This window comes from Gemella parahaemolysans (assembly GCF_053758945.1).
The window spans coordinates 1-19842 of the sequence record NZ_JBSMTP010000009.1 but is presented as its reverse complement, the minus strand read 5'-3'; the positions used below and the strand labels follow the sequence as shown (position 1 = coordinate 19842).

22 protein-coding genes are annotated in these 19842 nt (G+C 30.1%); 15 read left to right on the top strand and 7 right to left on the bottom strand.

Features of this window, described 5'->3' with window-relative positions:
* The first annotated feature begins 9 nt into the window (after positions 1-9).
* From ACWOBP_RS06250 to ACWOBP_RS06185, 14 genes are all read left to right on the top strand, one after another.
* On the top strand, positions 10-216 hold the full coding sequence (locus ACWOBP_RS06250; protein ID WP_455337964.1) for a hypothetical protein: 207 nt from the start codon (positions 10-12) through the stop codon (positions 214-216).
* A 309-nt stretch (positions 217-525) separates the two neighbouring features.
* Positions 526-1500 (top strand): selenide, water dikinase SelD, encoded by a 975-nt coding sequence (selD, locus tag ACWOBP_RS06245; protein ID WP_455337996.1) that lies wholly within the window; start codon positions 526-528, stop codon positions 1498-1500.
* Between the two features lie 26 nt (positions 1501-1526).
* Positions 1527-2327 (top strand): sulfurtransferase-like selenium metabolism protein YedF, encoded by an 801-nt coding sequence (gene yedF / locus ACWOBP_RS06240; RefSeq protein ID WP_455337963.1) that lies wholly within the window; start codon positions 1527-1529, stop codon positions 2325-2327.
* Positions 2328-2335: 8 nt separating this feature from the next.
* Positions 2336-2611, top strand: coding sequence for a DUF3343 domain-containing protein (locus ACWOBP_RS06235; RefSeq protein ID WP_314548947.1), 276 nt, complete (start codon positions 2336-2338; stop codon positions 2609-2611).
* A 100-nt stretch (positions 2612-2711) separates the two neighbouring features.
* On the top strand, positions 2712-4595 hold the full coding sequence (gene selB, locus ACWOBP_RS06230; protein ID WP_455337962.1) for a selenocysteine-specific translation elongation factor: 1884 nt from the start codon (positions 2712-2714) through the stop codon (positions 4593-4595).
* 55 nt (positions 4596-4650) lie between these two features.
* Positions 4651-5802, top strand: a complete 1152-nt coding sequence (locus tag ACWOBP_RS06225; RefSeq protein ID WP_455337961.1) for an aminotransferase class V-fold PLP-dependent enzyme — start codon at positions 4651-4653, stop codon at positions 5800-5802.
* 10 nt (positions 5803-5812) lie between these two features.
* Positions 5813-7195 carry an L-seryl-tRNA(Sec) selenium transferase gene (gene selA / locus ACWOBP_RS06220; protein WP_455337960.1) on the top strand — a complete coding sequence of 461 codons (1383 nt, stop codon included), beginning with the start codon at positions 5813-5815 and terminating at the stop codon, positions 7193-7195.
* A gap of 454 nt (positions 7196-7649) precedes the next feature.
* Positions 7650-8087: a GNAT family N-acetyltransferase gene (locus ACWOBP_RS06215; protein ID WP_455337959.1), complete on the top strand. Its 438-nt coding sequence runs from the start codon at positions 7650-7652 to the stop codon at positions 8085-8087.
* Positions 8088-8252: 165 nt separating this feature from the next.
* Entirely contained in the window at positions 8253-8441 is a 189-nt protein-coding gene (locus ACWOBP_RS06210) for a hypothetical protein (RefSeq protein ID WP_455337958.1), read from the top strand.
* A gap of 78 nt (positions 8442-8519) precedes the next feature.
* Positions 8520-10019: a Sau3AI family type II restriction endonuclease gene (locus tag ACWOBP_RS06205; RefSeq protein ID WP_455337957.1), complete on the top strand. Its 1500-nt coding sequence runs from the start codon at positions 8520-8522 to the stop codon at positions 10017-10019.
* A gap of 1 nt (position 10020) precedes the next feature.
* Positions 10021-11268, top strand: coding sequence for a DNA (cytosine-5-)-methyltransferase (dcm, locus tag ACWOBP_RS06200; protein WP_455337956.1), 1248 nt, complete (start codon positions 10021-10023; stop codon positions 11266-11268).
* Between the two features lie 9 nt (positions 11269-11277).
* A complete protein-coding gene (locus ACWOBP_RS06195; protein WP_455337955.1) occupies positions 11278-12180 on the top strand; it encodes a class I SAM-dependent methyltransferase in 903 nt (300 codons plus the stop codon).
* Between the two features lie 215 nt (positions 12181-12395).
* The gene (gene rpsU, locus ACWOBP_RS06190) at positions 12396-12569 is read left to right on the top strand and encodes a 30S ribosomal protein S21 (protein WP_003147339.1); all 174 of its coding nucleotides are present in this window, start codon (positions 12396-12398) and stop codon (positions 12567-12569) included.
* Positions 12570-12756: 187 nt separating this feature from the next.
* Positions 12757-12924, top strand: coding sequence for a cytochrome C biogenesis protein (locus tag ACWOBP_RS06185; RefSeq protein ID WP_294682268.1), 168 nt, complete (start codon positions 12757-12759; stop codon positions 12922-12924).
* Positions 12925-13135: 211 nt separating this feature from the next.
* Here the strand turns inward: ACWOBP_RS06185 and fni are convergent, their stop codons facing one another.
* The 7 genes from fni to ACWOBP_RS06150 form a co-directional block, all read right to left on the bottom strand.
* The gene (gene fni / locus ACWOBP_RS06180) at positions 13136-14086 is read right to left on the bottom strand and encodes a type 2 isopentenyl-diphosphate Delta-isomerase (RefSeq protein ID WP_455337954.1); all 951 of its coding nucleotides are present in this window, start codon (positions 14084-14086) and stop codon (positions 13136-13138) included.
* Positions 14087-14107: 21 nt separating this feature from the next.
* Positions 14108-15097, bottom strand: coding sequence for a mevalonate kinase family protein (locus tag ACWOBP_RS06175; protein ID WP_455337953.1), 990 nt, complete (start codon positions 15095-15097; stop codon positions 14108-14110).
* A complete protein-coding gene (gene mvaD / locus ACWOBP_RS06170) occupies positions 15064-15975 on the bottom strand; it encodes a diphosphomevalonate decarboxylase (RefSeq protein ID WP_455337952.1) in 912 nt (303 codons plus the stop codon). The genes ACWOBP_RS06175 and mvaD overlap by 34 nt, the downstream gene beginning before the upstream one ends.
* The gene (locus tag ACWOBP_RS06165) at positions 15957-16763 is read right to left on the bottom strand and encodes a mevalonate kinase family protein (protein ID WP_455337951.1); all 807 of its coding nucleotides are present in this window, start codon (positions 16761-16763) and stop codon (positions 15957-15959) included. The genes mvaD and ACWOBP_RS06165 overlap by 19 nt, the downstream gene beginning before the upstream one ends.
* 201 nt (positions 16764-16964) lie before the next feature.
* On the bottom strand, positions 16965-17855 hold the full coding sequence (locus tag ACWOBP_RS06160; protein WP_455337950.1) for a cation diffusion facilitator family transporter: 891 nt from the start codon (positions 17853-17855) through the stop codon (positions 16965-16967).
* A gap of 149 nt (positions 17856-18004) precedes the next feature.
* Positions 18005-18658: a hypothetical protein gene (locus tag ACWOBP_RS06155; protein WP_455337949.1), complete on the bottom strand. Its 654-nt coding sequence runs from the start codon at positions 18656-18658 to the stop codon at positions 18005-18007.
* Between the two features lie 20 nt (positions 18659-18678).
* The gene (locus ACWOBP_RS06150; protein ID WP_455337948.1) at positions 18679-19005 is read right to left on the bottom strand and encodes a PadR family transcriptional regulator; all 327 of its coding nucleotides are present in this window, start codon (positions 19003-19005) and stop codon (positions 18679-18681) included.
* 226 nt (positions 19006-19231) lie between these two features.
* Here ACWOBP_RS06150 and ACWOBP_RS06145 point away from each other — a divergent pair, with 226 nt between their 5' ends.
* Positions 19232-19657 (top strand): HD domain-containing protein, encoded by a 426-nt coding sequence (locus tag ACWOBP_RS06145; RefSeq protein WP_455337947.1) that lies wholly within the window; start codon positions 19232-19234, stop codon positions 19655-19657.
* Positions 19658-19842 lie beyond the last annotated feature (185 nt).

Below are 19842 nucleotides of genomic sequence, written 5' to 3'. Positions count from 1 at the left end.
TAAATAAAAATGAAAGTAGCTCTAGCTAAAAAATTTGGTATAACAAGCTTCTCATTATTTAGAGCAGGAGATGATGATGGAACAGGTCATGGACATAATTCTGGTATGGCTGTTGACTTCATGGTACCAGTAGGGTCAGTACAAGGGGACCAACTTGCAGAGTATCTAACTAAGAATATGAATGAACTTGGTGTTTACTACATTATATGGGAATAAAGATTCTATATGCCACAAAATAATATTTATGGACCAGAAAATACATGGAATTTAATGCCTAATCGTGGTGGAGTAATAGCTAATCACTATGATCACGTTCATGTAAGTTTTGTAAAATAAAATATAAAAAATAGACAACTAACAGACGAAATATATTCTACGTTAGTTGTCTATTTTACATTAAAAATCTAAATAATACTTTTAAAATATCTCCTGAAGTAGTATAATTATAGGTGAATAGATGCTAAGGAGGTAAATATGTCAGAGAAAAAAATGAACATGATAGTTTGTGGAGGTTGAAACTCGAAAATAGGGCCGGGGGCCTTATCAGATATACTAAAAGACCTTCCTAAAAAAGAAGATAAAAATTTAATAGTTGGATATGAATCTTCTGATGATGCAGCCGTTTATAAAATTTCCGAAGATAAGGCGATTATTCAAACATTAGATTTCTTTACAACAATGATAAACGATCCATATCTATATGGTCAAATCGCAGCGACTAATGCGCTTAGTGATGTTTATGCAATGGGTGGAGAAGTTATCTCAGCATTGAACATCGTTGCCTTTCCGGAAAATATGGATTTAGAAATTCTACATCAAATATTAAAAGGTGGAGCAGAAAAAGTTCATGAAGCAGGAGGAGTTCTTGCAGGAGGACATTCTATTCATGATGCAACACCGAAATATGGACTATCAGTAACAGGAATAGTTCATCCAGATAAAATATTACAAAATAACAATTGTAAAGTTGGGGATTTACTTATAGTAACAAAACCATTAGGAGTAAGTATAATTAATACTGCGCATATGGTAAAAGAATGTTCCGAAGAAGCATTTGCTCAAAGTGTTAAGCAAATGACAACACTTAATAAATATTCAGCTCAAATGATGAAAGATTTCAATGTTAATAGCTGTACAGATATTACGGGATTTGGTTTTTTAGGACATCTTGTAGAAATGCTAGATAGTAAATACTCCGCAGAAGTATATACAAAAGATATTCCGTATATTGAAGAAGCGTATAAATGTGCAAATGAATTTATTATTACTGCAGGAGGGCAACTTAATAGAACTCATGTAGAGCCAAATGTAGAATATCAAGTTAAAGACTTTGCATTAGAGGAAATAATGTATGATCCACAAACATCAGGTGGTTTATTGATAAGTTTACCAGAGACCGAAGCACATGGATTATTAGAAAAACTTAATACTCTTGAAATTAAGAGTGCTATAGTTGGAAAAGTTATAGAAAAACAAGAAAAAGCAGTTATTATTAAATAGAACTGTGATAAAAGGAGAATATAAGTATGAAAAAAGAAATACTAGATGCACAAGGTTTAGCGTGTCCGTTACCAGTTATTCAAACAAAAAAATTATTAGTTGAAAATGATGTGGTAGCTACAATCGTAGATAATGTGATTGCTACACAAAATCTAGAAAAAATGGCAACACAATTAGGGTATAATTTTTCTGTTAAAGAAGAAGCAAAAGATAAATACATCGTTACTATCTCTAAAGGAGAAGTTTTCGAAGGTGTAGTTGTTGATACATTATGTGATACATGTGTTGTGCCTGTAACTCAAGCTAAACGAGTATTAGAAGAAGAAACAAAAGTGACTTTACTAGTAAAAGCCGAAGACAGTGTAGAAAGTCTTAGAAAATTTGCTGAAAAAAATAATTTTGAATTTAATATCTCCGATATTGAAGGAGGATTCAAAGTTGAAATTACTAGAGAAGAAGCGCCACAATTAGAATCATTACCAATTGTTAAAGATGACAGTTATATCGTTGTAATTAACAAAGACCAAATGGGACATGGTAGTGAAGAACTAGGTAAGAGATTGATAAAAGCGTATCTTTACGCTTTAGGTGAACAAGAAGTTCTTCCTAAAAAAATTATTTTCTACAATAATGGAGGAATTTTAGTAGATAAAACTCGAAGTCACGTTTTAGAGGAGCTAAAAACACTAGAAGAAGGTGGAGTAGAGATAGTTTGCTGTGGAGCATGCATCGACTACCACAATATTGATTTAGCGGTTGGTAATCCAACAAACATGTATTTTATCGTAGAAGATATGAGAAAAGCTAATAAAGTAATTCAACCGTAGGAGGAAACATGGTAGAAGAAGGATTAGTAGTTTTTAATAGTACACACGATTCAATAAAGGCGGATAATATTTGTCTAGAAAGAGAAATGGGAGCGTCACTTATTCCTACACATCCATCAATAGGTGTTGGTTGTGGATTCATGCTAAAGACGGCTTGGGATAATTTCGATAATGTTGTAAGAATGTTAGAGAATGAGAAAATAGAATATCGTGGTTTGTATTATTCTAGAAAAGCTGGAATCAAAAGAATAATAACAGAATTAAAAGATTATAAATTAAAATAAAATTTTGGATAGAGGTTATTATAGAGAAAGTTAAAAATCTATTTTGCACAGTTCTCTCTCATAATCTCTATTCTTAATATAATGTGTAAAGGTGAATTGTATGAACAACAATGTAATTATAGGTACTGCAGGGCATATAGATCATGGAAAGACGACCTTGATAAAAGCTCTAAGTGGTATTGAAACAGATACTACTCAAGAAGAAAAAGACAGAGGTATGTCGATAAATCTTGGGTTTGCTTATTTTGACCTACCAAGTGGAAAAAGATGCGGAGTAGTTGATGTTCCAGGACATGAGAAATTTATTAAGAATATGTTAGCTGGAGTAAGTGGGATAAACTTAGTTTTATTATTGGTAGACTCTAGAGAAGGGATTATGCCACAGACAAAAGAGCATATTGACATATTAACATTACTAGGGATAGAAAATTATATTATTGTAATGACAAAAATAGATTTAGTTGAAGAAGAATATCGTGAATTAGTGAAAGAAGATATTCAAGAGTTCATTTCAGGAACAGTTTTAGAAAATGCTCCGATTATAGAAGTTGATTCTATAAGTAAAAAAGGATTAGATAAACTTTTAGAAACAGTCGATAAAAAAACAGAAGATATCGAAGCTAAAAATATAGAGAAAAACGCTAGACTAAATATAGATCGTTCATTCCAAGTAAAAGGATTTGGAACGGTAGTAACAGGAACGCTTACGGAAGGTGTAGTGAATGTAGGTGACGAATTAGTTATTTATCCTAAAGGAATAAAAACAAAAGTTAGAAATATTCAAGTCCATTCAAAAGATGTAGCGACTGCATATGCTGGACAAAGAACTGCGATTAACTTGGCTAATATTAAGTTCGATGATGTGAAACGTGGTGATACGTTAGCTACAGCAGACTCTTTGACAAAAACTTATATGTTAGATGCTGAGATTAAATTAATAAATGATGAAAGAGCTAATCTTGAATTATGGGATAGGGTACGTGTTTATATAGGTACTGAAGAAGTAATGGCACGTGTTGTTCCACTTGGAACAGATCTCTTAAAAGCTGGTGAGAGTAGTTTTGCTCAACTTCGACTAGAAGATGAAATAGCTGTAAAAAATTATGATAAATTCATAATTCGAACTTATTCACCGATGATAACAATAGGTGGAGGAATAATATTAGATGCTAGTCCTAAAAAACATAGTAGATTTAATGAAGAAATATTAGAAAAGCTTAAAGTACAACTTGAAGGAAATGCATCAGATTTAATAGCTAATTACATATTATCACATACCGACTATATAATATCTAAAGATAGTATTGTAAAAGATTTACAAATATCAGAAGAAGAAGTTGTAGACTCACTTGCGCACTTATTAGAAGCAGAAGTAGTTTATGAGACTAAACTAGGATATATTCATAAGAAAAAATATGAAGCTGTATTGGAGAAACTGAAGAAACTATTAGTTGATTATCATAATAGGTTCAAGTTAAAAGTAGGTATTCCTAAGATTGAGGTTCTTTCTAAGTTTAAGCTTTCCCAAAAAGAAACATTGGAAATATTAGATTTATTTATAAAAAATAATGAAATTCATCTTGAGGGAAGTCTAGTTGCGGAAAAAGATTTTGTAGTTAATTATGATAAAAAACAATTAGTAGAAAAAGAAAGAATAGAAAAAGCTTTATTAGAAGGAGGATTCACCCCACCGACTATTAAAGATTTAACTAATGGAGAAAAACCAAAGGTCGAGATATTAGAATCGTTAATCGATAATACAATAGTTAGATTAGATGCTGATTTAGTTTTACATGCTGATGTATTAAAAGAAGCTATACAAAAAGTAGAAAATCATTTTAAAGAAAATGAGCAAATGGGACTAGCAGAGTTTAGAGATATGTCTGGTTCTAGTAGAAAATATTCAATGGCTATTTTAGAGTATTTAGATAAGTTAGGTATTACTCGACGTGTGGAAAACTATAGAGTATTATCGAAGAAATAAAAATGAAGGGAGCTAAGTCATTGTACCAAAGAATGACTTAGACAAGGTAAGGGGTATGAGTTATTATTTTGACTATGGTGCTACGTCGCTAAAAAAACCAAAAGAAGTAGCGGATAAAGTCTATGAAGTGCTATCATCTGCAAAATATGCAAATGCATCAAGAGGTAGTTATTATGAAGCGAATAATGCTTTTAGAGAAGTGTTTGAAGCAAGAAATGATATTGCAAAATTCTTCGGTTTGAAAGAAGAAGATAGAGTAGTATTTACGAGTAATTCTACAGAAAGTTTAAATATTGTGATTTTAGGATTATTAGAAAAAGAAGATCACGTTATTACGACTTCTATGGAGCATAATTCAGTTTTAAGACCGATATATTTAGCACATGAAACAATAGGGTGTGAATACACTATTGTTAAAGCTGGTAAAACAGGATTAATTGATTATGATGATCTAGAAAAAGCTATTAAACCTAATACTAAAATGATTGCTATTACACATAGTTCTAACGTAACAGGAAACATAGTAGATTTAGAAAAAGTAGCGGATATTTGTAAAAGACATAATATTATTTCAGTTGTAGATGCTTCACAAACAGCAGGAGTAGTACCTATTAATATGGATAAATTGGGAATAGACGTACTATGTTTTACTGGTCACAAGAGTTTATATGGGCCACAAGGAATTGGTGGTCTGTGTGTTAGACTAAAAGATCCAGAGATTAAGAGATTTAAAGTCGGCGGAAGTGGTGTTAGAACATTTGACGAGAAACACCCTGGAGAATATCCACTACGTTTAGAAGCGGGTACTTTAAATACCTCTGGAATCTTAGGTTTACATGAGGGGATAAAATATATAAATAAGCATGGAATTGAAAATCTTTATAAAAAACAAATCGACTTTGCTGATAGATTCTATAATGAATTAAAAGACTTAGAGTGTTTAGAGTTTTATGGGGATTTTACAAAAGATCGTACTGCGGTAGTAGCATTAAACTTCAAAGGAATATCAGCCTCAGATGTTGCAGATGTTCTTGCTGAGGAATATGATATCGCAGTTAGACCTGGAGCACATTGTGCACCTTTAATGCATGAAGTATTGGGAACAAAAGAACAGGGGATAGTAAGGTTCTCATTCTCAAGTATGAATACAGATGAGGAAGTAGACTACGCTATTAACGCTATAAAAACATTAGCAAAAGAGATTTAGGAGAAATATTATGTCAAAACAATTATTATCACAAATTCCTGCAATAAATAAGATTTTATTATTAGATGAAGTGAAATCATTAATTCAAGAGTATAGTGAAGTGGCTGTAAAATCAGCGATAAAAAACTATATTGATGAAATCAAACAAGAAATATTAAATGAAGAATTACATGAAGTTCCAAGTTTAGAGAAAATTGTAGAAGAAGTTACACAAATAGTAAAAAGTGAAGACAAGAATTCTTTACGACGAGTTATTAATGCGACTGGAACAATTTTACACACAAACTTAGGACGTAGTTTATTGAGTCAAAAAATTAAAGAAAACATCGAGAGTGTAGCATTTAACTATTCTAACCTTGAGTTTGATATTGATAATAAAAAACGTGGTAGCCGTTATGTCCACCTTATTGATATTATCAAAAAATTAACAGGTGCAGAAGACGTACTTGTAGTTAATAACAACGCAGCAGCGGTATTATTAACATTAAATACATTAGTTAAAGATAAAGAGATAGTAGTTTCTCGTGGAGAATTAGTAGAAATCGGTGGAGCATTTAGAATTCCTGAGATTATTAAATTAAGTGGAGGTACCCCTGTAGAAGTAGGGACTACTAATAAAACACACTTAAAAGATTACGAGAATGCAATTACTGACAATACAGGGGCATTACTGAAAGTTCATACTAGTAACTATAAGATTGTAGGATTCACAAAAGAAGTATCTAATGAAGAAATTTCTTATCTTGCTCGTGAGAACGAACTAGTATCTATAAATGACTTAGGAAGCGGTCAGTTTGTTGATTTTTCTAAATATGGTTTACCATACGAGCCAACTGTAAAAGAAGTACTTGATAGTGGTATCGATATCGTAACATTTAGTGGTGATAAACTTCTTGGAGGGCCACAGGCAGGTATTATCGTTGGTAAAAAAGAATATATCGAACAAATGAAGAAAAACCAACTTACTCGTACATTACGTGTAGATAAGATGACTTTAGCAGCTCTAGAAGCTACATTGAAATTATATCTAGATGAAAAAGAAGCGTTAGAACATATTCCAACACTACACATGATTTCATTATCAAAAGAGCGACTATTTGCAAAAGCAGAAGTACTGAAAACAAGATTTAGTGACCTAGACTTCAAGATCACAATAGCAGAAGACAAGGCAGAAGTAGGTGGAGGAAGCTATCCAGCAAGCTACCTAGATAGTGTTGTGGTTAAATTAGAGCATCCAAGACTAAGTGCGACAGACATTGAACGCCGTCTTTTAGAAGTAGAAATTCCAATCATTACACGTATCAAAGATAATGAGCTTATCTTCGATATGAGAACACTTCGTACAAGAGAGTTTGACTTGGTTAAACAAGCATTAATAGAAGTTGCGAAATAAATATAGAATTTAAGTTGCAGTAAGTTGCACGTTAGAATAAAAATCTAGATGAATAAAGTTTAAAATCTTGATATATCAGTGTTCTTAAATGATAAATTAGAATAGTTTAAGTTGCAGTAAGTTGCACGTTAGAATAAAAATCTAGATGAATAAAGTTTAAAATCTTGATATATCAGTGTTCTTAAATGATAAATTAGAATAGTTTAAGTTGCAGTAAGTTGCACGTTAGAATAAAAATCTAGATGAATAAAGTTTAAAATCTTGATATATCAGTGTTCTTAAATGATAAATTAGAATAGTTTAAGTTGCAGTAAGTTGCACGTTGAAGTAAAAATCAAGATATGAAAAAATTAAAAACCTGATATATCAGTGTTTTTAGATGATGAAATAGAATAATTTAAGTTGCAGTAAGTTGCACGTTAAATAATATTTAATAAAATCAGAAGGTGATTATATGTTTAGGGAAATAAATATTGCAGATGCACCGGAAGTTGCAGGAATCTGCAAAGCTGCGTTAGGTTACGATGTAGATGTTGAAAACGTAAAAAAGCAAATAGAGAAGCTAACTAATAATAAAAATCAACATATTATTATCGGTTATGAAGATAAAAATACTAGAAAAATTATAGGTTTTGTTCATGCTCATGTGTATGAAAGTTTCTACAGTGATCTTGGATTAAATATCCTAGGTCTCGCTGTTAATCCTGATTTTCAGGGTAGAGGAATAGGTAAAAAACTTATGAATAAGCTAGAACAGTATTCTGTAGACAATAAAATTAGTTTTATTAGGTTAAATTCTGCCATGAAACGTGAAGAAGCTCATAAGTTTTATGAACATATTGGTTATACTTGTGATAAAGTTCAAAAAAGATTTATAAAGGTATTTGAATGAATATTAATTTATCAAATTTTGTATTTAATAAGATTATTAGACGATAGCAATATCGTCTTTTTTGTGATTTTTAAATATTGTTAATTAGAATAATGAGTAAGTGTATTGACACTAGGACAAATAGATGATAGGATCTAATATAGCAAAATTAGAGGAAGAATTATTATGGGATATTTAGAAATAGTAAAAGTTATTGAAAAAATATCGGAATCGAATTATAAAGAATATATTAAGGCTATGATTTACATAGAAAAAAATATAAAAGATGAATTAGTTTTGGATAAATTATATCAAGAATATTATGAGAATGATGATATAAATTTATTAAATGATTTTTTTGATAAAGAAAAATAGATAAATTAAATTATTATAGACATATTGCTGTAAAAATTATGGTATAATAATTATTATTTGATTAGGAGCTGTATTATTGTGAATTTACCTTATGATAAAAATAATCCATTGGCTATAGAAAAATATGCTAAAAAATTAGAAGGAAAAAAGTTTTTTGAAGTACTAAAAGACTATTATTCAAATAGTGAGATAAGAGAAAGAGGTATTGGTTATTCAGAAAAGAACGAACTTCAAGAAAAAATAGCATATTTTAATAATCCTAGAGGGAAGGGTAGTCTAGGAAATCTGTTAGAAGAATATTATTTTTATTACAAACAAAATAGTGATTCTAATCCTGATTTTTTAGAAGCGGGTACAGAATTAAAGGTAACACCAATAGAGAAAAAAAGAGATGGTAGTTTTAGGGCAGGAGAAAGATTAGTTATTACTATGATACCTAATGATAGACCTGTTGAACCAGTGTTTGAAAAATCTCATGTACTAGAAAAAATGAGATTAATGTTGTTAATTTTGTATTTAAGAGAAAAAGATATTTTAAGAACAGAGTATAGTATAGAGTATGTAAAACTGTTTTCTATTTTATCAGAGAACTGTAGAGAAGATTTAATAATTATTAAAGAGGATTATTCTACAATTATTACAAAAATTCAACAAGGTAGGGCACACGAATTATCTGAAGGTGATACAAAATATTTAGGCGCATGTACCAAAGGAGCAACAGCTAAGAAAAGTGAGCAAAAGCAATATTATAGTGAAATTCCTGCAAAAAGAAGAGCATACTCATTAAAACAATCATACATGTCATATGTGATTAATAATTATGTTGTTGGACAAATTAATACATATGATTCTATTTTGAAAAATACAGAATTGAAAGAAGAAACTTTTGATAATGTAGTATTAAACAAGATTAATGAATATAAAGGAAAAACAGAAGAAGAACTATATTTTCAATTCGAAATCAATAAAAATTCTAAACAAGCAAATAGTAGTTTGATATCAAGAATGCTTGGTGTTAAGACTGATAATGTTGAAGAATTTGAAAAAGCTAATATAGGAATAAAGACAATAAGGATAGATAAAAAAGGTAATCCTAGAGAGAGTATGTCATTTCCAAAATTTAAAATTTTAGATTTTGTTCGAGAGACCTTTGATAATTCGGAACTATATAATTATTTTTATGAAAAAAGATTTCTGTTTGTTGTATTTAAAGAAAATATGACAGGAGAATATGAGTTAATAGGTTCTAAATTTTGGAATATGCCGATATCAGATCTAGAAGGTATTGGAAAGCATGAATGGGAAAAGTATCAATCGCAATTTATAAATGGGATAGAATTTGAAATAAAAGATAATAGAATAAGTAATAACTTATTAAAATCAAAAGAAACACAAATATTTCATCTAAGACCACATGCTCAAAAATCGGCATATGTGATAGATGGAATAAAATACGGTAATGGTACAGATAGTGATATGGATGAATTGCCAAATGGAGATAAGATGACAAAACAATGCTTTTGGTTAAATAAAAAGTATGTTTTAAAGAATATTCAGGATATAATTGAAGGAGAATAACATGAATTTAGATGTTGTAGAATTATTCGCTGGAGTTGGTGGATTCAGAGTTGGATTAAATCAAATAAGCGAATTTGATAAAAAAAATGGAAAAGCTATAGAAAAAGGTGGATGGAATTTTGTTTGGGCAAACCAGTTTGAACCTTCAACAAAAACACAACATGCTTTTGAATGCTACACAACAAGATTTGGAGAAGATGATTGTTCAAATGAAGATATTAATTTAGTTGATAAGAAAGAAATTCCAAATCATACTTTATTGGTTGGAGGATTTCCTTGCCAAGACTATTCAGTTGCACGTTCATTAAGTGGAGAAAAGGGAATAGCCGGGAAAAAAGGTGTACTATTTTGGGATATTAGAGACGTATTAGTAGAAAAAAATACTCCGTTTGTACTTCTTGAGAATGTTGATAGATTATTAAAATCACCAGCATCTCAAAGGGGGCGTGACTTTGCAATTATGTTAAAGACGTTTGATGAATTGGGATATTATGTACAATGGAGAGTAATAAATGCTGGTGATTATGGAATGCCACAGAAACGTAGAAGAGTATTTATTTTTGCCTCTAAAAAAAATACAAAGTACTCTAAGAGTATAAAAAATGAACAAACCCTGGAAAACAGTATTTTTGAGAAGGTTTTTCCAACAGAAAGTGAATTAGATATTCTATTTAATACAGATATTAATACATATTCTGACACATTAGACGTAACAGAAAATTATAAAGATGGCAAGTTCTTAGATACTGGAATAATGATAGATGGAAAGATTATTCATAGAGATGTAACTCCAAGAAAATCTGAAGTCTATTCGCTAGAGAAGTTATTAAAAAATGCAGAGAAATATAACGATGAAGACTTGAGTAAATACTTTGCAGAAGAAGATAAATTAGATAAGTGGAAATATCTAAAAGGATCAAAGAGAATAGAACGAGAATCAAAAACGGGGCATAAGTATATTTATAGTGAAGGCGCAATGAGTTTTCCTGAAAATATTAAAGAACCTGCTAGAACAATGTTAACAAGTGAGGGAACTGTTAATCGTTCGTCACATATAATATTTGATGAGATTAATAAAAAATATCGAATTTTAACAGAAGTAGAATGTGAAATGATACAAATGTTTCCACCTAATTGGACTAATACTATGCCTATGCGCCGAAGATATTTTATGATGGGAAATGCGTTAGTAACAGGAATAATTTCAAAATTAGAACCAGTATTAAAAAATATTATTGAAAATGAATAAGGAGGAACCATGTCAGATTTAGAAAAATTATTTTTTAAGATAGATAAACAGGTAGAAGAGAACAAAGGTGAAGGGCTATATTTTGATTCCCTAGTGGATTATTTAACTTTAGAGAATGATGATGAGTATTTTGATATTGTCGACAATTTCTCTAAAGAGGACATTAAAAAAGCTTATCAGTTTTTATTATTAAAAGCTCTTAAAGAGTTGAATAATCCTAGTTATGACATTACACCAGAAGTTATAACTATGTATGTATCTCATATTTTAGAGTGTTTATATAATAATGAGAAGATTTCTGTAGCTGATTTTGCTAGTGGAAGTGGAAACTTCTTGATTAATTTATCAGCTTTATCAAAAGGAGAGTATGAGCTAACTTCTGTTGATGTTGACAATAACTATGCTAGATTACAACAAAATATTTTTAATTTATTAGAAACTAATGTTGAAATTATTAATCAAGATGCTCTTAAGCCTTTAAATATTAAGAAGCAAGATGTTATTATCAGTGATGTGCCTTTTGGCTATTATGCAGATGAGGATAACAGCTTAAACTATAAACTTTGTAGTGCTGAAGGATATAGCTTAAATGCTCTACTATTTATCGAGCAAGCGGCTAATTATTTAAATGATAATGGCGTAGGGGTATTAGTAGTACCTAAGAAAGTTCTTGAACTTGAAGATAATTTTAAGAAATTCTTAGAAGAAGATATTAATTTAAATGCGGTAATTACTTTACCAGATGAGATGTTCAAAAATGCTTCTCAACAAAAAGCTATTATTTTAATAACTAAAAAAGAACAAACTAAATTACCGAATCAAGTATTCTTAGCACAAGTACCTAGTCACAAAAATAAAGAAGGTTATGCTAATTTTATTGAAGAATTTAAAAACTGGTTATCTGAAAAATAGTTTAATTAATATATAAATGAAAAGATTGTTTTCTTTGAAAATATGTTAATAAATTGCTATTAAAGGTTGACAAGAACGTAAGAATATAATACAATATGTAAGTAGATTGCTTAAAGAGCAGTCTTATTGATTGAATGTTTGTATTTATTTTATATCTTAAACATTTAATTAAGTATTAAATTAAGATTTTGTAGTATCGGAGGGAGGGAAATCCAATGTCAAAAACTGTAGTTCGTAAAAATGAATCACTAGAAGATGCACTACGTCGTTTCAAACGTGCTGTTTCTAAAAACGGAACTATCCAAGAAGTTCGTAAACGTGAGTTTTATGAAAAACCAAGCGTTCGTCGTAAGAAAAAATCTGAAGCGGCTAGAAAACGTAAATATTAATAATTGGTAATTAACACGCAATTTATTAATAAAATCTAAAAATTTTCCCTCTTTTAGATTTATTTAGAAATAATGACCTCATCGTAAGATGAGGTTTTTTTATATAGTATTAAAGAATAGAGCATCTCTTGTTAAAAAAGAGAAATTGTGTTATTCTAATTTTAATTATAAACATTAGGAGAATAGTATGTTTGCAATAATTTGTTTAAATGTTATGTTACTAATTTCATGTTGGTATTTAATTGCTGAAAATCAAAAGAACAAATCTAAAATTAATGGTTTAGAAGATGATTTAAATAAAGCGATTAAAAGATTAGCAGCATTAGAAGAAGAGGGAGTGACTCAAAAATCGTGATTTCGTAGAAATCGATTTTGTCGAGTCACCCCCGCAAAGTTTATTAGATATCTAAAAAGCTTTTATAAAGCGAATTTAGATATCAATAAACCACTGCGTCTATGAGTTATCATACACACTTTGTTAAAATTTAGGTCTTCTGGATCAGCCCCAAAGAAATATAGTATAAATTAAAATAAGATTCCATCCATGACGGGCGGAATCTTATTTATTATAATTCTATTTTTCTTATTTTTTTATCTAATTCAGCGATTGTTTTAGCATTCATTAGAATCATTAAGAATTTAACTTCTTTTTTCCATTTTTCAATCTCTTGAATTAGTGCATCTTTTCCTTCGTTCACAAGAATTTCTAAGAATATTTTAGAAACACCAACTGCTTTAGCACCTAAAGCTAGACATTTTACAACATCTAGAGGATTACGAATACCACCACTTGCGATAATATCAATTTTATCTTTATAAGGGTAGGCGATTTCTAGGCTTTCTGCGGTAGTGTAGCCAATTGCTTCTAGGTAAGTTGATTTATCAGTTCTTCGTCCATTTTCGATTCTTGCGAAGTTTGTTCCACCCATTCCACTAATGTCAATGGCTGGTATATTTAAATCTATTGCTAGTTTAATAGTAGCTTCGTTCATACCAAAACCTGTTTCCTTTAAGATTACAGGAATAGGCGACTTAGAGCTAACTTCTTTTAGGTTAGCGTACCAACTTTCGAAGTTGTGGTCTCCTTCTGGCATAACGATTTCTTGAAGAGGATTAGTATGAAGTTGAATGTATTTTGCTTGTGATTTTTCGATTGCTTCTAAAACAAGTTTTGGATCTTTATCTAATCCTAAATTTACTGAATAACCTTTTGGATAAGCTTCTTCATCCTCTTTACTCTTAAGAGCAGGAGAGTATGATCCTGGGAAAAATTTAATTCCACATTTTTCACTAACTTCCATAAAGTCTTGATTAATCTTATTGCAATCTTCCCCACCAGCAGTAATGGCATTGATGAAGAATGGAAATTCCCAAGGGTCACCACAAACTGATGTAGAAGTATCAACATCGTCTAATCCGAAAAGGGGGATACTGTTGTAATCAATTGCGTATGAGTCTAAGCTAGTTACTTTTGTTTTATCAGCAAGTGCTAGTCTAATATGATCTTTTTTTCTCATAATTAATCCTTTCTTAATATATTATAATTTTTCTAAGTTCAGTTGTAGCTGATACATATCGTTATTTTTCTCGAATCCTAATACAATGTCACCACTACCTGAACCACTTTGCTTACCAGCTGAATGACTTTCAATATAGTTTTTCATTGCTTTTGTTTCCATTGGTATCTTAGAGAAACTTTCTAAATAAAGTAGGTTTTCTCTAAGTTTTCGTATAGTGCTTAAAGCAGACGTAGCATCTGTTTCTTCTAAATTCTCTTTTAAAGTTTTTACTAAAGTATTAGAAGTTTCAACAAAAACTCTAAATTCTTCTTGGTAATTATCTTTATGTTCTTTCCAAAGTTTTACGTGTTCTTTCGTATCTACAGCTTCACCTGTCCAACGTGCTAGAATACTTAAGTCAGCCTTTGGATAAACTTTTTCAATACGAAGACCATCCCAATCTGTGTTTATTATCTCTTTGACAGACTTGTCTTGATGAATCATATTATTAACGAATTGAGCATTGAATTTCTCATAATATGTGATTCCATCATTAATGCTTGCAGCAACGTCGCCCATTGATCCACTTAGATTGTGTTTGATGTTAAATAGGGCAACTAATTTGAAGATAGTTAAATCGTTATAATCTACATTTTCAAATGATAATATAGCGCGAGCTATAGCTACAAGTACGGCACCAGAAGAACCTAGACCGTATTTTTTATCGTCATTGTGAAGTTCATTGAAAATAGTAAGAGAAAAAGTCTCATCACTATTTGTATATTCTGTTAAAAATAGAATAAATTGTTGAACAAGTGTAAAGTTACTATTTTCTTCTAAAAGTCCAACTTTAGTTTTATTAATCGTATCGAAGATAGTAGTTTCATCATTTTTTTCTACAAAAACTGTAATTTTTTTAGGAACACTTGTTATTAGTGCAGAAGCGTAATCCTCTAAAATCGCATATTCTCCAGCGAGATAGAGTTTACCGTAGGCTACTCCATGCACAAAATGATTTTTTTCTTCCATAATTTTGAAATTTCCTCATATAATTTGTCTTGGTCTTCCCTTAAGTATAGTACTTTCACATTCGGACCAGCATCCATTGTGAAGTAGCATCTATAACCTTTAGAACGTAGTTCTTTTACAATATCCATCGCCATATGACTTTCATCTGTTAAGAATGAAAAGCTAGGAGTAGATGTAGATGTAGTACCATGCATAGCTAAAGCATTACTTTCTGTAATTTTTCCGATTTTTTCGAAATCAGCTTCTTTTAAAGCTTCTTTCATTAATACGAAATCGCCTTTAGCTTTTTCAACCCAAGCATTAAAAGTTGTTGATGTTTGGACACAGCGCTCCATAGCAACACGGCTAGAAATTTTCTTTCTATCCTCGTTAACTACAAGAACCATCATTCCAAAGTCTAGAGAACACTCTAATTCTTCAACACTTCCATCTTCAAGCCATGCAGCAAGTTTATAGAAGCTTCGGCATGAAGAACCAGAGCCTTCTTTAGCTATTTCAACTAATTCTTTAGTAGTTTTGTTTAATTTAAAATATTCATTACAAGCAAGAACTAAAGCCATAGTACCACTAGAACTTGAAGAAAGACCTGCAGCAGTAGGCACAGTATTATAACTTCTAATAGTTATGGCTTCACGATTTGCTGGTGTGAATTTAGAGATGAATTTAATCATTTTATCTACTTCTTCTTGACTTTGTTTTTCGTCATTTATATAAAATTCATCAATATTATTTTCATTTTTTTCGATTTTTGTTTTTGATAAAAGATTGTCTAATCTTAAAGAAATATTAGGATTATAAGGTAAGACAGGATCTTTAGATTTTTTCCCCCAGTACTTTACTAGGGCAATATTCGCATAACCTAAACTGTAACTATCCATGATGAATATCCTTTCTCTTTTAATGCATTTTGAATTTCTAATGCATTTTCTTTTGTTTTACTAAGACTAATGCAACATCCACCAGCGCCACCACCAGTTAGTTTAGCGCCGACTGCATTATTATTTTTACAAATTTCCACAACCTCATCGTTGCTAACGTGACTTACTCCAAGTTTTTGTAATAAGTCGTGAGCTTTGTACATGTATTGTCCGACAAGATCGATGTCTTTATTTTTTAACGGTTCAATTACTAAATCAGTGATTCCTCCTAATTCAGCAATATAATTTTCATATTTATCATAATTATTTGCTATATGTTTTAGAGTTTCTTTAGTAATTCCAACGACTCCTGTATCGATAATTAGTAAATAACTATTTAAGTCAAAATTTAATTCACTAGCCCCTTCTTTTTTAGAAAATAAAAGGGGAGTATCGCTAAGTACTTGATTAACGTCGATACCGCTAGGATTACCGTGAATAAATTTTTCGCATTTATTTGCAATTTCTCTTATATTTGGGAGTTTTTTAGCACGTGCAATAGCGATACTTAGCGCAGCAGAAGACCCTAGCCCACGTCCAACTGGAATAGTGCTAGTTATATTAATTTTTGTTTTTTTATCAATTCCGCAAGTATCAGCGATAAAACTTAAAATTTCATCACGTTGTTGAATTGTCTCTGTATCTTCTAATGTAACTTCGACGTTCATCTGTGGAAGGGGAATAGTTATTCCTTTATATCCATAAACGACGGCATGTTCACCGAAAAATATTGCTTTTGCGTGTGTCATAAATTTAAAAACTCCAATTTTTAGTTAATTAGTATTTTAAGATAATAAATTAAAAGATAATTAATACTGAAAAATACTTTTATACGTACAATAATTATACTTTTAGTATTTGTTTTTGTCAAACGTAGGAACAATAAAAAAGATGAAATTATACTTGAAATAACAGGAGTTATAGGAAGAATAATTTCATCAAAAATATATTTAATGTGTATGGCATGGAATACCATGAGGTTCTAAGTGTACTAAAGTTTCACAATAATAGAATTCTTTAGATAATTCTTTTTCGATTTTAACTGTAATATCATGACTCTGCTTAACATTTAAAGAAGGATCAACAGTAACTGTAATATCGATAAAGTATAGCAAGCCATGAGTTCTACCTTTTGTATCGACAATTGAGATAACACCATCTACTTCTTGGGCAATCTTATTAACGGTATCTATAACATCAGTATCAACCCCATCTGTGAGAACGTGTGTAGATTCTTTAAAGATGTTAACGGATGTGTAAATAATAAGTAATCCGACTATAATTGCTACTATTGAATCAGCGATAGGAATACCGATATATGTAGCAATAATCCCTATAAGTGTACCGATAGAAACAAGGGCATCACTCAGATTGTCTAGAGCAGCAGCTTTAAGCGATTTACTACCAATTTTTTTAGCAAGGCGAATATTGTAGAAATATACACCAAGCATAATAATACTAGCTATAAATGCTACAACTGCTGATAGTATGCTAGGTTGTTCAATCGTTCCTGAGATAATTTTTTTTATCGCGTACATTACTACTTCAATTCCAGCGTAAAGCATAATAAATGAAGCTATTAATGTAGATATAAGCTCGGCTCTAAAGTGACCATAAAGGTGATCTTCATCTGCCGGTTTTCTGGAAATCTTCAAACCGATAAGAACACAAACTGATGAAATTACATCGGTAGCATTGTTAATACCATCGGCAACAAGGGCTGAAGATTTAAAAAATAGACCAGCGCAAAGTTTTAAAATGGTCAGTAATAAATATGACAAAATACTAAGTTTAGCGCCCTGTTCAGCATGTTTTAATTTATCAAAAATTGAGTTATTCATGGCTTCTCTCCTAAAATAATGTTTTACCATTATAACAGGTTTAAAAAAATTATTCAATAGAAAAAATGTTACTTTTAAATTAAAATTATTTCTCTATGGTGAACTTTAATAAAGAGACACTCGACTAAAGATTTAGCCGAGTGAGTAAATTATATTTTTTTAGAATAGTATTTTTTAAAAGTTAAAAAAATGTATATATAAGAAAGTGCACTAAAAATTCCAAATAAGTATAAGATATTACTTGATACTGTTACTTCTAGAGAAAGATACTCTGGAAGTAGCTTTAATTTATTTAGAATAGGTATTAGAATAAAAGAAATCTCAAATATAATTAACGAAGAAATATATATAAACCACTTATTTTTATCTGTTTTTTTATAAATTAATAGATATAAGCAAACTGATGATCCTAAAGATAATAATAATATAGAGAACATTGTTATAATTGGTTGTATAGTTCTAGTGAATACAGAAGGTACTAGAGAACTAATAATTAATATTAAAAGATAAACTAGAGAAAATCTTAATAGTTTTCCTTTATTTTCCTTTGGAAGTTCTACAAGTATTGATGAAGATAATTTGTTTATATCATTTCCAAAAACATCGGTAAAGTTTTTTCCTTGTTTTTGATATAGGATTAAATCTTGTAATATTTCCAGTAATTGAATTTCTAGTTCTGATTCTTTTTTTGTAGTATTTTTCATCCGACAAGCAACTAAAAGTTCTTCATAGTATTTTTTATTATCTTCATTAAGTTGTGATCTAAGTTCGTTATTTTGTTTTATTAAGTCAGCGATGTTCATAATTTATCCTCCTCTAAACTTTATTCATTTTCTAAAATTTTTGTTATTGTAGTACTTATATTTCCCCATACATCTTTAAATGAGTTTATATAATCTTTACCATTTTTGGTAATTGAATAATATTTTCTAGGAGGTCCAGAGGTACTCTCCTTTAAGTGACTAGTGACCATATGTTCCTTTTCTAATTTTAAAAGTAGAGGATAGATAGTTCCTTGGGCAACCATATCGAGTCCATAATTGGAAAGTTGCTCAGTTATTTCGTAGCCGTACATTTCTTTATTTTTAATTAGTTGTAATATGCATGCCTCTAATGTGCCTTTTAGTATCTGAGAAGTGTTTATCTCCATTCTGTATTTCCTTTCTTAAGTCTCTATTTATTAATATAAAAGTTATTGATTCATACTATCTTGTTATACATAATAGTATCATAGTAAAAGTATCTTGTAAAGCAAAATAGTTAAATGAAATGACTGCTGAGTATATAGTTGTATAGAGGTTTTATAACAAAGAATTGTTTGATAATTCATGTTAGTAATGTTTGACTAACAAAATAGGTAAGTATATAATAAAAATATGAAACAATCTCAAAGTGAAAAAGCCTATGAAATAGCTAAAAGAGCCCATCTAGGACAAGTCGATAAAGCTGGAGAAGATTATATAAAACATCCTGAAAAGGTGGCTAGTTTTGTAGAAACTGACGAAGAAAAAGCAGTAGCATATCTTCATGATGTTATTGAAGATACAGAGCTAACATTAGAAGATTTGTATGAGTATGGGTTTTCTAAAGAAGTTATAGAAGCTGTTGATATTATAACCAAAAAGAAGGGAGAAAACTATCAAAGTTACTTAAATTCAGTAAAGAAAAATGAACTAGCAAGAGTTGTAAAATTAGCAGACTTACGTCATAATTCAGACTTAACAAGATTAACAAAAGTTACTGAAAAGGATATAGAGAGAAAAGAAAAATATCAAAAAGCTATCGATTTTTTAAATTCTTAGAGGGTAATAGTTATTAATAATTCAGGTATTTATATAATAAAAAAGACAAGGCTTAAAATGATCTGACCCCAAAAAGTTAGACTTAGAATAGCGTAGTAGTTATAATGACTGCTACGCTATCTTTTTTATATTTATACAGTCATATGTTTTATTCTATATTGCTTAGGACTTAAGCATCCTAGTTT

Bases quoted from the DNA above. Each gene is read 5' to 3' on its own strand.
- ACWOBP_RS06250 (WP_455337964.1), top strand. From the start codon at position 10: ATGAAAGTAGCTCTAGCTAAAAAATTTGGTATAACAAGCTTCTCATTA.
- yedF (WP_455337963.1), top strand. From the start codon at position 1,527: ATGAAAAAAGAAATACTAGATGCACAAGGTTTAGCGTGTCCGTTACCA.
- ACWOBP_RS06235 (WP_314548947.1), top strand. From the start codon at position 2,336: ATGGTAGAAGAAGGATTAGTAGTTTTTAATAGTACACACGATTCAATA.
- selB (WP_455337962.1), top strand. From the start codon at position 2,712: ATGAACAACAATGTAATTATAGGTACTGCAGGGCATATAGATCATGGA.
- ACWOBP_RS06225 (WP_455337961.1), top strand. From the start codon at position 4,651: ATGAGTTATTATTTTGACTATGGTGCTACGTCGCTAAAAAAACCAAAA.
- selA (WP_455337960.1), top strand. From the start codon at position 5,813: ATGTCAAAACAATTATTATCACAAATTCCTGCAATAAATAAGATTTTA.
- ACWOBP_RS06215 (WP_455337959.1), top strand. From the start codon at position 7,650: ATGTTTAGGGAAATAAATATTGCAGATGCACCGGAAGTTGCAGGAATC.
- ACWOBP_RS06210 (WP_455337958.1), top strand. From the start codon at position 8,253: ATGGGATATTTAGAAATAGTAAAAGTTATTGAAAAAATATCGGAATCG.
- dcm (WP_455337956.1), top strand. From the start codon at position 10,021: ATGAATTTAGATGTTGTAGAATTATTCGCTGGAGTTGGTGGATTCAGA.
- ACWOBP_RS06195 (WP_455337955.1), top strand. From the start codon at position 11,278: ATGTCAGATTTAGAAAAATTATTTTTTAAGATAGATAAACAGGTAGAA.
- rpsU (WP_003147339.1), top strand. From the start codon at position 12,396: ATGTCAAAAACTGTAGTTCGTAAAAATGAATCACTAGAAGATGCACTA.
- ACWOBP_RS06185 (WP_294682268.1), top strand. From the start codon at position 12,757: ATGTTTGCAATAATTTGTTTAAATGTTATGTTACTAATTTCATGTTGG.
- fni (WP_455337954.1), bottom strand. From the start codon at position 14,086: ATGAGAAAAAAAGATCATATTAGACTAGCACTTGCTGATAAAACAAAA.
- ACWOBP_RS06175 (WP_455337953.1), bottom strand. From the start codon at position 15,097: ATGGAAGAAAAAAATCATTTTGTGCATGGAGTAGCCTACGGTAAACTC.
- mvaD (WP_455337952.1), bottom strand. From the start codon at position 15,975: ATGGATAGTTACAGTTTAGGTTATGCGAATATTGCCCTAGTAAAGTAC.
- ACWOBP_RS06165 (WP_455337951.1), bottom strand. From the start codon at position 16,763: ATGACACACGCAAAAGCAATATTTTTCGGTGAACATGCCGTCGTTTAT.
- ACWOBP_RS06160 (WP_455337950.1), bottom strand. From the start codon at position 17,855: ATGAATAACTCAATTTTTGATAAATTAAAACATGCTGAACAGGGCGCT.
- ACWOBP_RS06155 (WP_455337949.1), bottom strand. From the start codon at position 18,658: ATGAACATCGCTGACTTAATAAAACAAAATAACGAACTTAGATCACAA.
- ACWOBP_RS06150 (WP_455337948.1), bottom strand. From the start codon at position 19,005: ATGGAGATAAACACTTCTCAGATACTAAAAGGCACATTAGAGGCATGC.
- ACWOBP_RS06145 (WP_455337947.1), top strand. From the start codon at position 19,232: ATGAAACAATCTCAAAGTGAAAAAGCCTATGAAATAGCTAAAAGAGCC.